Source organism: Paenibacillus sp. RRE4 (assembly GCF_031844205.1).
In the GTDB taxonomy this organism is placed as follows: Bacteria; Bacillota; Bacilli; order Paenibacillales; family Paenibacillaceae; genus Paenibacillus; species Paenibacillus xylanexedens_B.
The window spans coordinates 1-15251 of sequence record NZ_JAUZUT010000003.1; the positions used below are offsets into that span (position 1 = coordinate 1).

The 15251-nt window shown below is 47.3% G+C and carries 15 protein-coding genes; 5 read left to right on the forward strand and 10 right to left on the reverse strand.

From position 1 onward, the window contains the following. Positions 1 to 260: 260 nt before the first annotated feature. Complete coding sequence (locus Q9R46_RS18745; protein WP_311281289.1) at positions 261 to 839, reverse strand: class I SAM-dependent methyltransferase; 579 nt, start codon at positions 837 to 839, stop codon at positions 261 to 263. 130 nt (positions 840 to 969) lie between these two features. Further along, positions 970 to 1650, reverse strand: coding sequence for an FHA domain-containing protein (locus tag Q9R46_RS18750; RefSeq protein WP_123063975.1), 681 nt, complete (start codon positions 1648 to 1650; stop codon positions 970 to 972). Between the two features lie 241 nt (positions 1651 to 1891). Here Q9R46_RS18750 and Q9R46_RS18755 point away from each other — a divergent pair, with 241 nt between their 5' ends. After that, positions 1892 to 2047 carry a hypothetical protein gene (locus Q9R46_RS18755; protein WP_311281290.1) on the forward strand — a complete coding sequence of 52 codons (156 nt, stop codon included), beginning with the start codon at positions 1892 to 1894 and terminating at the stop codon, positions 2045 to 2047. A gap of 117 nt (positions 2048 to 2164) precedes the next feature. Then, positions 2165 to 2590 carry a hypothetical protein gene (locus Q9R46_RS18760; protein ID WP_311281291.1) on the forward strand — a complete coding sequence of 142 codons (426 nt, stop codon included), beginning with the start codon at positions 2165 to 2167 and terminating at the stop codon, positions 2588 to 2590. A 136-nt stretch (positions 2591 to 2726) separates the two neighbouring features. Here the strand turns inward: Q9R46_RS18760 and Q9R46_RS18765 are convergent, their stop codons facing one another. The 4 genes from Q9R46_RS18765 to Q9R46_RS18780 form a co-directional block, all read right to left on the reverse strand. Next, the gene (locus Q9R46_RS18765; protein ID WP_311281292.1) at positions 2727 to 5375 is read right to left on the reverse strand and encodes a DUF2339 domain-containing protein; all 2649 of its coding nucleotides are present in this window, start codon (positions 5373 to 5375) and stop codon (positions 2727 to 2729) included. Between the two features lie 316 nt (positions 5376 to 5691). After that, complete coding sequence (locus Q9R46_RS18770) at positions 5692 to 7008, reverse strand: MFS transporter (protein ID WP_311281293.1); 1317 nt, start codon at positions 7006 to 7008, stop codon at positions 5692 to 5694. A 292-nt stretch (positions 7009 to 7300) separates the two neighbouring features. Continuing rightward, a complete protein-coding gene (locus Q9R46_RS18775) occupies positions 7301 to 7945 on the reverse strand; it encodes a bifunctional 2-keto-4-hydroxyglutarate aldolase/2-keto-3-deoxy-6-phosphogluconate aldolase (protein ID WP_311281294.1) in 645 nt (214 codons plus the stop codon). 57 nt (positions 7946 to 8002) lie between these two features. After that, on the reverse strand, positions 8003 to 8800 hold the full coding sequence (locus tag Q9R46_RS18780; RefSeq protein ID WP_311281295.1) for an IclR family transcriptional regulator: 798 nt from the start codon (positions 8798 to 8800) through the stop codon (positions 8003 to 8005). Positions 8801 to 9088: 288 nt separating this feature from the next. Between Q9R46_RS18780 and Q9R46_RS18785 the strand changes: the two genes are divergently transcribed. Beyond that, a complete protein-coding gene (locus Q9R46_RS18785; RefSeq protein ID WP_311281296.1) occupies positions 9089 to 9679 on the forward strand; it encodes a P-loop nucleotide/nucleoside kinase family protein in 591 nt (196 codons plus the stop codon). A gap of 174 nt (positions 9680 to 9853) precedes the next feature. Here Q9R46_RS18785 and Q9R46_RS18790 read toward each other — a convergent pair whose 3' ends face one another. Then, on the reverse strand, positions 9854 to 10915 hold the full coding sequence (locus Q9R46_RS18790; protein ID WP_311281297.1) for an LCP family protein: 1062 nt from the start codon (positions 10913 to 10915) through the stop codon (positions 9854 to 9856). Between the two features lie 112 nt (positions 10916 to 11027). On the opposite strand from Q9R46_RS18790, the gene Q9R46_RS18795 reads away from it, so the two are divergent. After that, a complete protein-coding gene (locus tag Q9R46_RS18795; protein ID WP_311281299.1) occupies positions 11028 to 12002 on the forward strand; it encodes an aldo/keto reductase in 975 nt (324 codons plus the stop codon). A gap of 149 nt (positions 12003 to 12151) precedes the next feature. Here the strand turns inward: Q9R46_RS18795 and Q9R46_RS18800 are convergent, their stop codons facing one another. The 3 genes from Q9R46_RS18800 to Q9R46_RS18810 all read right to left on the reverse strand — a co-directional run bounded on the left by Q9R46_RS18800 (position 12152) and on the right by Q9R46_RS18810 (position 13829). Continuing rightward, entirely contained in the window at positions 12152 to 12613 is a 462-nt protein-coding gene (locus Q9R46_RS18800) for a MarR family winged helix-turn-helix transcriptional regulator (protein ID WP_145333713.1), read from the reverse strand. 143 nt (positions 12614 to 12756) lie between these two features. Next, positions 12757 to 13434, reverse strand: coding sequence for a TIGR00266 family protein (locus Q9R46_RS18805; protein ID WP_145415286.1), 678 nt, complete (start codon positions 13432 to 13434; stop codon positions 12757 to 12759). Continuing rightward, positions 13431 to 13829: a winged helix-turn-helix transcriptional regulator gene (locus Q9R46_RS18810; RefSeq protein ID WP_145333715.1), complete on the reverse strand. Its 399-nt coding sequence runs from the start codon at positions 13827 to 13829 to the stop codon at positions 13431 to 13433. The genes Q9R46_RS18805 and Q9R46_RS18810 overlap by 4 nt, the downstream gene beginning before the upstream one ends. Before the next feature lie 168 nt (positions 13830 to 13997). Here Q9R46_RS18810 and Q9R46_RS18815 point away from each other — a divergent pair, with 168 nt between their 5' ends. Next, a complete protein-coding gene (locus Q9R46_RS18815) occupies positions 13998 to 15212 on the forward strand; it encodes an MFS transporter (RefSeq protein WP_311281300.1) in 1215 nt (404 codons plus the stop codon). Positions 15213 to 15251 lie beyond the last annotated feature (39 nt).

Here is a 15251-nt window from a genome sequence, read left to right on the forward strand (position 1 = left end):
CCACGGAGCTTATTTTGCAGTAAAACGTCCTTTTCGGATTCTAACGGTCACCACAGAGCTTATTTCCAAGAAACAGGCCAAAAAACAGCCAAAATATAGCTTTTCTACCGAAATAGCGTCACTGGGGATCGTTAGATTTTTAGGTTGGTTAAATCCAGCCAAATAACGTCTCTGGTGATCGTTAGAAGTTAGCTGAGACGAAATCAAGATACGGAGGGGACCATTTTACGTCTATAGAGAAATTCCAACCAGCCCCACTCTCAAAAAGCATAAACATACACCTTGGTTCGCAACGAATCGCGGCAGGTGATCGTGCGTAGTGGCTCTTTGCCCGGCAGTGCAAAACAGACGCTGATGACCTTCGCACCCGGCGGCAACTCGCGTTGGAACTTGTCCACGAGCCGAGTCATCGCACCCGGAAACAGATAACAGATCACGCCATCGGCATGCGCATAGGAACATGTATAGATGTTGCCGCGGATGAAGCGCAGACGTCCCTTGAACGAATGCTGTTGTCCTCCAGCTCGGCGTAACCCTACACTAAGCCATGTCAGCCATTGTGAAGTCCACAAGGGAATGAGTGAGTTTTCAATGCCAGTCAACCTTTTGCCAGGACAATGCTTCACCACATCCATGCCCAGTGTTCCCCATCCCGAACCCGCTTCCATAATATCTGCATAACCCGTTATACGATTGACCTCCTGTATCACTACCTGCCTGACCGGGCGGGATGTCGGCATGGGCGAAATTCCATTTTTCCAGCTTACGATTACGATCCATACAACGGCAATCAAAGTTAACACGGCAATCAGCCATGGAATTAATTGAATAATCATCATGAACTCATCATAACAAAGGGAAGCTTCGGAGGTCTATGACCGTGCAGAAGCTTCCCTTTGTTATGTTTATATTCTTTTCAAAGGCATGATCATTATTACTTGGCAGTACTGTTTAGAGGATATGATGCAATTATTCACCCGTTTCCCCGACATGAGACTTCATGTATACCCCTTTTTTGTACACGGATTTAATCGTAAAATGAATGCCCAGCTTGCGATTCGTGCGGTAGATGAGCGAGTTAATCTCGTCGATACCCACCGGATCACTCTCCAGCATACTTCGTTCCGGCCACACCTGAGCAATGATCTGCTCCCTCGTGACAAAATGATCCAGCTCACTATACAGCAACTTGAATAATTGATATTCCTTCTTGGACAACGGAATTTCATCCTCGTTTACCTGTACCGTCTGCAGATGATCCTGTAGACGCACACCCTCACCGAGCAAGTCCGATATACGATATTCTCTCGTCTCCCCGAGATCACCTTCCACCCGAAGGTGAATCAAACCGTTGACCAGTGTCAGGCTATCGCCTTCGCCAAACGGATATTTCTCATATGGGACGAGGCGTTGCCCGTTAAGCTCGGTTCCATTTTTGCTATCCAGATCCTCGATCCAGAGCTGTTCTTTCGTGTCATAATGAATGCGGCAATGCCGCTTCGATATCATCTGATTATAGATGGACAAGTCCAGTTCACTGACACCTGTGTAACGCCCCACCGTAATCGAGCGGCCCTGGCTCACATAGGCGAATGAACCATCGCTCTCCTGTCCCGGCGTACGAATGACGATTTTTGCCGTCTCCCGCATGTTATTCCCCACCTTTAATGTCACTCGGTCTCTATCTTTTCATTCGAGTACTGATAAATTCATCAGATTTGTTCCATTGTTTGCGTGCCTGCCATTTCATATAGTGATATACAGGAACACCATAGACTTAAACAGGCTTAAACATTCTTTACTCATTCTATAACTATACCAGACGTTGTGCATTTTTTCTCATAACGCCCTGACGGACGCTTTAGCTTATTCAACAAGAGAGGTATTTCCCATGAAGAAAAAAAACATTTTGATATACGTACTGCTTGCCTTCGCTCTATCTATGACCGTAACCGTATTATCTCGCGTGAGCGGCGATGGCGGTGTATCACCAGAGGGGACATCGGCCTCCGAAATTTCGTGGCTTCGGATGAACAATCAACCTTAAATGTGGCAGCTTACTCTATTATAAACGCGACTCCTGTGCAAAACGTTTCACGAATGTCATCGATGCGTAACATTTGCAGCACGTCCTTCGTTCCACAATATAAGGGGAGGAATTTCAGTGAAAAGAAATACCATTCACGCGATCACATGCGCTCTTTTTGCTGCTTTGATCCTTAGCAGTTGTCAAAGCTCTGATCTGCCCAATCCAGCGGAATTAAATAAAACTCCACGAGAGCTTGGGTCGTTCTATCCCGATAACATCACTGAAGTAGATTCAATTGAGATCATGAGTGGCAGTGACGGTTCTACAAAAAGAACGACCAATCCCAAGTTGATTCATGACTGGATTAAAAAGATTCGACATGTAAAAATTGTTCAGCATTCGGACGCAGAAGACACAACAGGCGTGTTATTTCATGTGACCATGTTCAAACAGGAAAACGTCATCTTTTATATGACACCTACCGATATGAATCATCAGCCAATTGAGCCACAGGGTGAACTGGCAGACCTCATGACTGAGCTCTACGAAGCCATTCCATAGCATTTTTCGCACTCAAAAGGACTCTGAAATCACTTTAATTCCAGAGTCCTTTGACAACGTTCAACGAAGAATACAACGTAGCAAGCACAGCGTTTTCTAATATGATAAGTACAACGACACTCGTTTTAAGCCTACATCAATGTTGTTCACCATCTGTTTCTTCGGATGTACCTGGGATATTTTTCTCAGATTCACTGGATCGCGTTGATTGATTTGTTGGATTTATTGTATTTGCCACGCTCTCCTTCGCCTGAATCTCCTCCATCCGGCTGGACACCTTCTGATACAGATACGAAATACCCAGTAGCAACAGACCAAAGCTGAAATACGCGATGATTTTACTGCCCGCTGTCAACAGACTGACATCGTAGAACACCATCTTGCCCGTGGCGAACAGCGTCAAACCCAGACCGAGACGGCGGATCATGACATATTTTCGACGGAACCCGTACGCGATATAGAGAATAGCCAGCACCAGGTAGATCAAGCTGAACATCAGTCCTACGTCGCCCCACTGGAACTGAATGGTCAGGAACGCGGTGATGACGCCGAGCAAGTAGATGCCCGCAATAACGGGATACCACTCCACACTTTTGAACTGACTACGTATCCCCAAAATAAGCAGATCACGCCCCGCGAAGAATACGCCCACGTTGAAAATAATTAACACCACCAGTCCGACAATCTCGGCTACCGTATGTTGCTCCAAACCTGGTTGCAATGCAGGCATCGTTAAGGTAACAGCCAGTGCAATACAGCATCCGACTGCATGCAGGAAAAGGGTATAACCCCGCAGGAAAGTGTCACGAAGCATCTTCACTTTGCCCAGTCCATACGCCAAAGCAATCGTCAGCGCCGCAAACATAAGCAACTTGTAGAACATGTATAACAGGAAGGTCTCATCCACAGCCCTGATATACAATTCATTCGATTCATAGAGCACGTACAACCATACATTCACAAGGGTCACGTACCTGAAACCTTCCAGGAAACCACGCTCCCACGGGACGTAGTTGAATCGCCTTCCCATTCCTTCGGAGGCGTTTCCGCGCAGCGCCCAAGCATAATAAAGCGTAATGAGCAGGGTTCCCAGCGTAAGACTGGAGTATTTTAACATGAAATACGATTGTTCCCCTACAAAGAATAAGGACAGTAGGTCATACTGCACAAAGATTACAATACACAGTAGCACGATGCCCCAGCCCGCACGCTCCACTGCCTTGAATTTTCTGAAATGTCCAAACGTAACAAGCAAGACACCTTCAATCAGCCAGCCCATCGACAGCCATTTCGAACCAAACTGGAACGGAACAAACAGAATGGTGAAGGTGAGCGACGTAAGATAAAAAAGTAGAATGGTCTGCTTCTCCTGCGCCATATGTCGCTGAACCAACCTCGCAAGTCCAAGATAGACGAGTGCAAAAATAACTGCAAGCAAGCCCTGTGCATCATTCCAGCCCGCCGCATCAAGCAATACATATAACACAAGACAACTCAAGCTCGTATTCATCGCTAACAAGGCAAAATCCCACCAAGTCAGCTTCACCCGATGTTTAAACGGATAAGCAAGCGTAATACCCAGATACAGAGCAAAAGCCACCACAGAATACAGCATACCTACCTGTTCACTCGGGGACAGCCACAGCAGAATGAGCATCGATGGCGCGTGGAACAGGAAGCTGATGTAATGCACTACCGGCCATCGTTGCCCGAACGAAATGAACACAATGATACCGTTCAGCAGCAACAGATAGATCATTGCGGTATAGACCGCTGTGCCTTCCAGTCCAAACGTAAACAGGTACGAGAAAAAAGGCAGATAACCGCCTACCAGACCAAAGGAACAGATCGTTTTCGACTGATACCGCAAAGACAGCAGGACGGACACCGCCGACACCAGCACGGATAAACCCAGACCTGTATACAGCCCGATAATATGCAGCAGGAAATAACTGTAGAATATCGAACCAAACAGCACAGATATACCTCCGCCGAGCAGCCCCATGGCAAATGTTTTCTGTTTCCGCCGGAACAGCAGCTCACCGCCCGCAAGCATCAATATGCCAAGCAGGAAAAAGCCCGCGCCCTTCATCTCATCGCTAAACCACGTCGAATACGAGTACCGGAAGGCTGCCCCAACTCCCAAAATCAGGAGCAGGATCGCCACCTTGTTAATCCAGCTCAGCCCGATCCGCATCTCCATCCGGTTCTGCTTGATCCGGCGCTGGATCGTCTCCTCGCTCAGCTCCTCCTCTGCCATCTGCTCATAACCATGCTGCATCTGCCCCCGCACAGCCTCGGCTCTCTCCCATACCGCCTGTTTGTGTGATTCGATACGTGCATTGACCTCGGTTGCCAGATAGGCAATCCGCTCCTTCATCTCAGCCGCATCCTCTTGCAGATGCTGGGAAGCCTGATTGAAGAGAGTATTCAGATTAGCTTTGGTTCGATATTCCAAATCACTGATCTGGTCACTATGTACTGCCGTTTTCCCTTGAAAATACGTCTCCATCTTCTCCCGGGATACCCGGATCAAGTTCAGCTTCTCGTCCAGCATCTGCTCGGACAATGCCGTGCGAAGACGCGCATTCTCCTCTTCCATCTGGCGTGCCCGCAGTTCAAGCTGCCGCAGCTTAAGCTTCTGAGCTTCGGTCTGCTCCAGCAGCTGTTCATTACGTACAATGAGATCATCCGACTGGTATTCTTGCAGCAGCGCCTGATATTCCTTCGCCAGCTGTTTCTGCTGCGCCTGAACCTGCTCAAGCCGATCCTTAAATTCCTTCATGGACTTCCTCCATTGGTTGTCATAAGATGTTTCCCTAAATTTTACTATACTTATGTCAAAAATAGAGGTTTTCATGATAATTTTCCATCCAATGCACTTCCAAGCTTGCTACATAAAAAAAAACACCAGCACTCCAGATCTGCGATATTACAGATGCCAGAAGACGCTGATGCTTATTTATTGAAGCTGTATACGTTGAATTAAAGATTTTATGCAACCCACTTCGATGACAGACCAACCTCTCTCTACTTATAGGAGGTAGTAAAAAAAAGTAATTTTAGGAGGTAGTAAGAAAGTAATTTTCCTTCTAGCCGTCTTAGTGAGTCGATTTAGGGATTGGTTTTTTCAAAAATACACCGTAAGATAAAGCACCCAGAAGCAACAGCCCCGCACCCAGCAAAAATACGTTATTAAAGCTGCCTGTCGTGTCCAAAATGTATCCGGTTACAACAGGAGCAAGCGCAGCACCCAGAAATCCGCCAAAGTTCTGTATTGCACCCAAGGATGCTACTTGTTCACCCGGAGCTATATCTGCAGCCAGTGTCCATATGACACCTGATGGCAGCTGCGAAGCAAAGTAACCTACAGACAATAAAACGATGCTTACAACCGTACTGTCGATAAACGGGATAGGCGCTACCGACGCTGCCGCCAGAATTGCTCCTCCAACGATAGGAACCTTACGTGAGGTCACTACATTTACCCCTTTTCGAATGAAAAAGTCCGAGATCAATCCGCCCAGCAGTACGCCGATTATGCCGGCTACGAACGGAATCGATGCAATCCAGCCCGTCTCCTTCAGCGTAAAGCCCTGCTCCTTCTCCAGATAGCTCGGTAGCCATGTCAGGTATACCCAGATCGTAAACATAATGCCGAAGTTTCCGATGATCATAAACCAGGTGCTTTTGTGTTTGAACAGAGAACCCCAGTTTGCTTTGGGAGCATCAGCGGTTTTTGCTTTTTCCGTACCTGTGCTCTGTTCAGCTGCAGCTTCCGGCCCTTTGATCAGCTGCTTTTCGGCAAATGTCGGATCACGATACACCTTGAGCCAGATCAGCATAATAATCAGACCAATGACACCGACAAAAATAAACATCCCTCTCCACGTCATCGTCAACATTAGAACCGTCAAAAGCGGCGGTGCAATCGCATTCGCAATCTGTGATCCCGTGTTAATTATCGAGGTTGGCAGTCCACGCTCACTCTTGGCAAACCAGCGCTCGGTTACCTTCAGACCGGAGGTAAAGAAAGGAGATTCCGATACACCCAGCAGCATACGCATCGCGTATAACAGGGAGTATGTATTAGTGAACGCACTCAATATGGTTGCCGCAGACCACAGTCCAGAAGCCCAGGCAAACATCTTTTTGGGTCCAAACTTGTCCACGAGCCAGCCCGCTGGCAGATTAGCCAATGCATATGGCCATAAAAAGGCGGATAACAGCAATCCCATTTGCGTGGAAGACAGTCCGAACTCTGCTGCTATCGTTGTATTTGCAATGCTTAGATTGGATCTGTCCAAATAGTTTACAACGGCACCCAGGAGCAATAATAAAATGATGCCCCATCTCAAACCTACTTTTGGTGCCTGAGGTACCGAAGCAGGGGATGGCGATGTTTTTAACGTTGCCATGGAAGTCACTCTCCTCAACATTTATAAATATAAAATTACTCAAATTATATTTAATGAATAAATATGGAAATTAAAACTTCGAACAAGCCATGCTTCTCCCGCGGTATGGGGAAGGTTCCAATGAAGTATACGTTTTCATAACTGGGTAAAACCTCTTTATTCTATACATCTGTCCCAACATACTCCAGACTCCCGTCCCCCTGCTTGCTCACAACGACCAGCTTGGCGCAGCTCCCTGATCGCTGTGAACTTTGTTACATGTGCACGGGTTATCTGATCTGCTTGGAGCCGATTAGCGCGCAGCAGCTACAGCTTGCAGAAACTCTTCCGCAGCCTTCGTTACTCGTCCATAATCACCGGAATCCTTGGCCGCTTTGGTGATATAACTGCCGACACCAACGCCAACACAGCCAGCAGCAAGCCACTCATGCACATTTTGCGGTGTAACTCCACCCGTAGGCGCGATCGCAGCTTGAGGCAGAGGCGCAGCCATCGCTTTAACATACTGCGGCCCTACAGCTTCCGCCGGGAACAGCTTCACGATATCCGCTCCCGCTTCAAGCGTCTCTACGATCTCCTTGGCAGTGAACGCCCCACTAACGGTTACCGCCTGGTAACGGTTAGCAACCTTGATCATATCCGGGTTAAGTTGAGGACTTACCAGCATCTCTGCTCCAGCCAGTATAGCAGCTCGCGCCGTTTCCCCATCAAGAATTGTACCTGCACCGATCAGAATACCTTGGGAAGCATATTTACGTGATAAAATCTTGATAACATCAAGTGCTCCCGGTACACTCATCGTAATTTCGAGTGCCCGGATTCCTCCTGCAATTGCTGCTTCTGCAACGGATAGTGCCTCTTCTTCACTTTCTGATCGAATAATGAGTACAATGCCGGTTTCGGCAATGGTATTCAAGTTCTTCAGCTTACGCCACATATCTGTATCCCCCTTAACTCATATGTCTTGTTTATATTAATCTGCACTTCCATAAGCCTACTCTTGTCTTTGCGGATACAGGCGATCACCGCTGTAGCCCAGCTGACCGGAGAGCTTCCACGCGGCTTCTTTAACCAGCTTTACAATGCTGGCCTCACGTTCCGGGGTCATGCCTGAATACATGCTAGCCACACTGATTGCAGCCACTGGCTCGTCCCACTGATCATAGACAGCAGATCCGATGCAGTACATCTCCAGATGATCCTCACGGTCATCAATCGAATAACCGCGCTCACAAATCTCCTGCATGTCCTGCAAAATATCGGGAACCGTCACTTTGGAGTAGGATGTGCGCGAAGGGATCTCGCCGTCTCCCAGAATCTCCAGCACCTTGCTGGTTGGAAGAGCTGCAAGCAATGCCTTACCCAGCCCGGTAGTATGCATATAACGGCGCGAGCCCAGCTTGGCTGTTGGACGCATCACCGAATAACTCTCCGCTTTGTCCAGATATACGATCCGTCCCTTGTCCTCAATGCCAAGAAAGGCCGTGCTGCCTGTCTGGCGATTCAATTCCTGAAGCAAAGGCCGGGCCATATGGGGAACGCCCATATTGGACAAATAAGCCATACCTGTCTCAAACACCGCAATTCCCAGGCGATATGTCTTGAGACGTGCATCGTCCATTTCAATAAACCCTTTGTGCAGCAAGGTCTGAACGAGTTCAAAACCGCTACTCTTAGGCATATTCATCTGTTTGCATATTTCATTCAGTGTTAACGGAGTACCACTCTTGGCAAATAAAACGAGTAAATCTGCTACACGCTCCGCAGATTTATTCATGCGAATATTGTCCATGTTATCTCCTTCAAATTCTTCGACGTCGAAGTTCGCATATGTGAACTTATTTCACATCACCGAACGATGCCCTCATTATAGATCAGCCATTCCGAAAATATCAACCGCTTTCCCAAAAATTTTTTCGGATTTCTTTTTCCCCAAAAGGGATTGTTTTTCTGAGAGAAACAGTTTACTCTAGAAGCAAATGTTCACCAACGCGAATCAAGTTCGTATATGCGAACTATATGGAGGGTAAAATCCATTCACGATCGATATGATCCTGATATTCTGTAGGGGGAATTGGGCATGAAACCTGTACTGATTTTTCTAATCGGCTCCGCTGGCTCCGGTAAATCAACCATTGGCAAGAAGCTGGCTACCGAGCATCACTTTTGTTACTTGGATAAAGATGTTTTGTGTAACACGTTTACGGGCAAACTTCTGGAAACGCAAGGATATTCACCTCATGATCGTGACGGCAACACCTATTATCGCGATATCGTGATGGATCTGGAGTACGAAACGTTACTCAACGTGGCCAACGACAATCTGCAATTGGGCAGATCCGTTATTCTGGACGCGCCTTTTGTTGGTTATTTTCATAAAAGCGATTACATTGACGGGTTGGTTTCCAAATACGGGTGGGAACAGGTCACTCCTGTTGTGCTCCGGGTTGATGTAAATATGGATGTGCTTGAACAGCGCTTGCGAAATCGAGGGTTGGAGAGGGACAGATGGAAGCTGGAGCACTGGGATGCTTTTGTGCAAGGATTGAAAGCCAACGTCTGTACTTGGGACAATATACAGCTGATTTCTGTAGATAACAGTTCAGAGGATTTGGATCTGGAACAGCTGACTTCACAGCTACCTTTGACTGTAACTTCTCTTGGTTCTTAGCGTCTTAATCTAGGCGAAAAAATATAGACCTGATACCGGTATGAATACCTATACCCATACTTAATACGACAGCAAAAAAAGTACACAGAGAGCAAGCGCCCTGCTGTGTACTTTGGTGTTTTTATCTTATCATCAGCAAGGCGCGAAGCCCCATTGCTCCAGAACGCTGCAAATCTAGCTTTTATCTGCTGTATCGCTTTGTTCTGCTGTGCCACTCTCATCCGTCGATTCCGGCACAATCAATTGCGTTGTATTCGGGTCTAACCAGCTCTTAATCATACCTCGCACATAGGCCAGATCTTCATCAGACAGATCATAATACCACGTACCGCTGCGCATCTTCCCATCGCCTTTCAGCATATAGTTGCTGATGGTTGGAATGCTGTCCTTCATATATAGAGACTCGGCAAAATTCACAATAAAGTCCGATTTCATATTGGTTGTAAAATTCGATCCGGCAATCTTGATGATGTCCGGGATTTTGGTCAGATTTTTGACCTCCATCGCACGATTCATGAAGCTACTTAGGAAAATCCGGTGACGCATCGTACGGTTGAAATCCGAATCCTCCCGATAGCGGACATATCCCAGCGCCTCTTCGCCGTTATAGATCGGTTTGTTAGCTTGCACGAACAGCTTCTCATGCGCTTTATTTTTGTTCTCAATGTCTTTCTTGATCGGCAACTCCACACCGCCTACCGCATCGACAATGTCTTTCAAGCCGTGAAAGTTAATCGCAGCATAGAAATCCACTTTGTTCTCCAGCAGCTTCTCCACCGTATCCATTGCCATCTTGGCTTCGCCATGAGCATAAGCCGAATTAATCTTGGACTTCACATCACGGCCCACAATTTCAGTGTAGGAGTCACGCGGAATGGATAACAATAACACTTTATTATCCTCTGGACGCACGACAGAATAGATGATCGTGTCCGAACGGCTTGGCTCATTATCCCGCTGATCAATGCCCAGCAACAACAATGAAAAAGGATCGGTATGTTGAACAACAGGCGCATCCTTATCCCCTGCGGCTTTATACGAATCATCCAAAGCCTCCTTCACCGTACCTGAGGCGAACAGGTTAAATGCCAGCACAACGAGTTGTTTCTGATAGATGAATCCGATGCCTCCGAGCACAATCAACAGGCTCAGTATGATGATGAGCGGCTTCTTCCATTTTTTCTTCGGTTTTTTCGGCTTCCGTCTAGTTAAATGTGCAGCACTGTTTTCCATCATATCTCCTTTAGTTGCGGTTTCTTCATTCATTTAACTATATTAATAACACGTTTTCAATAGATTACGTTATAATCGGCTATACAAATACTGGACACCAAAGGAGCGATGAGAGATGGAGTATCGACGTTTAGGCAACAGCGGTCTGCGTGTATCGGCACTGGGTCTGGGCACGAATGCATTTGGCAAAAGAGCTGATCAAGCCGCTTCGACCCGCATCCTTCATGCAGCACTGGACCGTGGCATCAACTTTATTGACACGGCCAACATCTATGCTGGCACAGAATCAGAACGAATCATCGGACAGGCACTGGCCGGTCGGCGGGAAAACGCAGTGCTTGCTACCAAAGCCGGCTTGCCCCGGCATGATGGTCCCCATGGGCGCGGTTCCTCGCGCTACCATCTGCAGCAAGAGCTGGAACATAGCCTGCGGCGTCTGCAGACGGATTATGTCGATCTATACCAGATCCATACCTTTGACCCGCATACCCCGCTGGATGAAACACTGCGCACGCTCGACGATATGATCACGTCCGGCAAAGTGCGCTACATCGGCGCCTCCAATTACGCCGCCTGGGAGCTGATGAAAGCCCTTGGCATCAGCGAGATGCGCGGATATGCGCGATACATCTCCACGCAAACCAGCTATTCGCTCGCCGATCGAACACCTGAGAACGAACTCGTTCCGCTGTGTCTGGATCAAGGCGTAGGCATTATCCCGTACTTCCCACTGGCTGGCGGTATCCTGACGGGAAAATACAATGGACAAGCCAGTATTCCGTCTGGCTCCAGAGCAGATACCGACCCGTCGTTCAATCGCTTCTTGCTGGAGCATAATATTCGGCTAAGCGAGCAGGTAAGTGCCAAGGCAGAGGCCGCCGGTTGCTCTCCAAGTACACTATCCCTCGCATGGCTATTAACTCGCCCGGCCGTATCCACCGTAATTGTAGGAGCCACGCAGACGGAGCAGATGGAGCACAATCTGGCTAGCCTTGATTTAAACCTTTCGGATGACTTGCTGACTCAACTGGATCAACTCAGCGAGGGTTTCCGTCATGGCGAGCCATTCGCATCCTACAGACTGGATTAGATTTCAATGACAAAAAAACCTTCCAACCTTACATGGTTAGGGAGGTTTTTTTATTTTTCGTCATTTTTCACAAAACCTATATGAAGAATTCACTTCATGCAAAAGGCATGCGGCTTATTAGTAATTTAATGTAATGAGTAGAATTGCGTTTAATGATCTGCTTTGTGCCGGATGAATTCCTGCATGATTTCCATATAACCCTCTTTACGATCCGCTAAAAGCTCGAAGAAGTTTTTATCTGACTCCTCCACAAGATTCATCCCCTCAATTGCAAGCCTTGTGCCTTCCGCCGTTGTTGTAATAATATTGGCCCGTGTATCGGTCTGATGACGGGCACGCGTAACGTAACCTCTTTTTTCGAGGGCTCGTAACACTTGGGAGGTAACATTCACGTCTACATTGGCAAAATGAGCAATCTGTACCTGGGTAACTCCCTTGCCTTCCAAGTCACGCTCATTAAGCCATAGACAAGTATGCAATAAAATGAATTGGGGCTGTGTCAGATCAAGCGGTTCCAGAACCCTCCGTACTTCCTTCTGCCACATTGTGGTTACCTGCCATAACAGGTATCCGGGACTATCTTGCGGATTTGTGTATCTTGAGCTTTTCATTGTTCTACCTCCGTGATGTACGATCTTGTGCAACAGAGATGTATGTATATATCATACATGGTATAACGAACCTGTTATAATAACGCTTCGAAATACACTTCCGTTGCATCTCTGTTCATTCATCTATGAAATAATATAACGATTTATCGTGTAGGAATAAACTGTTTTATCCATTGACCAAATCCCTGCGGATTTCGGCTCTGGATCAGGACGGTGCCCTCTCCTCGAAAACGGCAAACCAACCCTTCGCCACTCGTCACGCTGGATAACCAGCCTTGGGATGCTTTTTCGATGCGATAATCGACGTAATGAGGCCAAGCTACCAAGTGAGCATTATCGACAATAATCTCTTCGCCAGCAGCCAATTGTATAGGATGTATTGCACCATATGAGGACAGAAACACAGTGCCTCGTCCACTGATTTCAATTATAAAGAAGCCTTCTCCGGAAAAAAGACCTTTTTTCAAATTCTGCATTTTGGTATTCACCTGAATGCCTTCTGTTCCTGCCAGAAATCCGTCTTTCTGTACATAGAGAGAGTACGAGCCATCCAGTTCTACTGCCTCCACACTGCCAAGGGTTGATGGAGATAACAAAATCTCCGCGTTTCCCCCGGCTGCCGTCAATTCCTGGAAGAAAAATTTCTCTCCACTCAGCATACGGCCAAATCCAGCGAGCATGCCGCCTTCTGCTGATCCTTTGAGTTCAACGGTAGGCGACATGGACACCATGGCTCCACTCTCAGCCTTGAAACGCTCCCCACGTTGCAACTCTACCTTGAGCATAGCAAATGCACCATCGTATAGAATTTCGTATCTCACGGTTTCATCAGCTCCCTGTCATTGTCGGTAGTAAAGTCATTGAGTCCGTTATCTTCCAGCATGGCTGCCTTGTCGCCATATTCCTTGATAATGTGCTGGTCACCCCAATTACATAGTGCGGTCAGAATGGGCTCTAAACTCCGGCCGTATTCACTTAATTCATACTCTACCTTGGGCGGTACCTGATTGTACACGATTCTTTTTACGATACCGTCATTCTCCAGCTCCCGCAGCTGCTGCGTTAACATTTTCTGGGTGATTGCGGGCATAATACGCTTTAGATCACTCGTTCTTTTCTTTCCATGCGTCAGGTGACAAAGAATAACACACTTCCATTTGCCGCCAATAACCTCCAGCGTTGCTTCAACAGATATATTATATTTTTTGCGCTCCATTGTCGTCTTCCTCCCTAATGAATCTAGTTTTTGCCCCCGTTCACGCTACTATATAGGCACTAAAAAGTACGTAGGGTACTAAAAAGTACGTACTGTTCATGTTATACCGAATAATTCATAATAGCATTTGCCGGTAAGCAAATCTACATTCTAGGAGTTGAACAGGACATGCATCATGAGACAAAACACAGCACTTGGGCGCTACTGGCACTGGCAATCAGCGCTTTTGCCATCGGTACGACGGAGTTCATCAGTGTAGGACTCTTGCCCCTGATCGCAAATGATCTTCATATTAGCGTATCGTCAGCAGGGCTGACCGTTACCATATATGCTCTGGGCGTGATGTTTGGTGCACCAATCCTGACATCACTTACATCGGCTATATCACGCAAAACGTTGCTACTCGCAATCATGTTGGTTTTTATTGCCGGTAACACCTTGGCATCATTATCAACCGGGATTACCGTACTACTCATTGCACGAGTCATATCAGCTCTCTCACATGGCTTGTTCATGTCGATCGGCTCCACCATAGCGGCTGATCTGGTACCGGAAGGCCGCAGAGCAAGTGCTATTGCCACGATGTTCTCGGGACTGACCATTGCAACGGTAACCGGTGTGCCTATCGGTACATTCGTAGGCCAAAATGTTGGCTGGCGGGCAGCCTTTATCCTGATTGCAGCCGTTGGCATTCTTGCTTTGGTTGCTAACTTGTTGCTTGTGCCCTCAACGTTACAACGTGGTAATCGTACAATCTTTCGGGATCAGGTAAAACTCGTAACAGGCGGTCGCCTAATGCTTGCTTTTACCATCACAGCCGTAGGCTACGGAGGCACATTCGTTGTGTTCACGTACTTATCTCCGTTATTGCATGATATCAGCGGTTATTCGGAGCAAACGATCGCTTTCATTTTGCTGCTGTATGGTATTGCCATCGCCATTGGTAATGTGATTGGCGGCAAGGCAGCCAACCGGAATCCATTAAAGTCACTTCTTGTCATGTTCATTGTGCAGACCATGATCCTGGGCATTCTGTACTTCACCGTTCCATTCCAATGGGCGGCACTAGTGACCATCATGGGCATGGGGCTTCTTGCTTTTATGAACGTGCCTGGTCTTCAGATGATTGTGGTCACATTGGCAGAACGAATTGCACCGCAAGCCAAAGATGTCGCGTCAGCTTTTAATATCGCTGCGTTTAACGGGGGTATTGCTATAGGCGCCTATCTTGGCGGAGTCGTGAATGACTCCATTGGTTTGATCCATACCACCTGGGTCGGTGCATTAATGGTGCTCATTGCGGCAATCCTGACGATATGGGCACAGCATCTTGAACAGCAAGTTACGACAAACTCAGACAGGTTGAAACCAAACGTTGTTTAAGGTTTGATCTGGAAGAAAAGCACCTTTCTCGTTATAGAT

What these genes read in the sequence shown, in the direction of transcription:
- Q9R46_RS18795 (WP_311281299.1), top strand. Translation starts at nt 11,028, where the DNA reads ATGGAGTATCGACGTTTAGGCAACAGCGGTCTGCGTGTATCGGCACTG.
- Q9R46_RS18750 (WP_123063975.1), bottom strand. Translation starts at nt 1,650, where the DNA reads ATGCGGGAGACGGCAAAAATCGTCATTCGTACGCCGGGACAGGAGAGC.
- Q9R46_RS18765 (WP_311281292.1), bottom strand. Translation starts at nt 5,375, where the DNA reads ATGAAGGAATTTAAGGATCGGCTTGAGCAGGTTCAGGCGCAGCAGAAA.
- Q9R46_RS18770 (WP_311281293.1), bottom strand. Translation starts at nt 7,008, where the DNA reads ATGGCAACGTTAAAAACATCGCCATCCCCTGCTTCGGTACCTCAGGCA.
- Q9R46_RS18790 (WP_311281297.1), bottom strand. Translation starts at nt 10,915, where the DNA reads ATGATGGAAAACAGTGCTGCACATTTAACTAGACGGAAGCCGAAAAAA.
- Q9R46_RS18800 (WP_145333713.1), bottom strand. Translation starts at nt 12,613, where the DNA reads ATGAAAAGCTCAAGATACACAAATCCGCAAGATAGTCCCGGATACCTG.
- Q9R46_RS18775 (WP_311281294.1), bottom strand. Translation starts at nt 7,945, where the DNA reads ATGTGGCGTAAGCTGAAGAACTTGAATACCATTGCCGAAACCGGCATT.
- Q9R46_RS18755 (WP_311281290.1), top strand. Translation starts at nt 1,892, where the DNA reads ATGAAGAAAAAAAACATTTTGATATACGTACTGCTTGCCTTCGCTCTA.
- Q9R46_RS18780 (WP_311281295.1), bottom strand. Translation starts at nt 8,800, where the DNA reads ATGGACAATATTCGCATGAATAAATCTGCGGAGCGTGTAGCAGATTTA.
- Q9R46_RS18745 (WP_311281289.1), bottom strand. Translation starts at nt 839, where the DNA reads ATGATGATTATTCAATTAATTCCATGGCTGATTGCCGTGTTAACTTTG.
- Q9R46_RS18815 (WP_311281300.1), top strand. Translation starts at nt 13,998, where the DNA reads ATGCATCATGAGACAAAACACAGCACTTGGGCGCTACTGGCACTGGCA.
- Q9R46_RS18785 (WP_311281296.1), top strand. Translation starts at nt 9,089, where the DNA reads ATGAAACCTGTACTGATTTTTCTAATCGGCTCCGCTGGCTCCGGTAAA.
- Q9R46_RS18810 (WP_145333715.1), bottom strand. Translation starts at nt 13,829, where the DNA reads ATGGAGCGCAAAAAATATAATATATCTGTTGAAGCAACGCTGGAGGTT.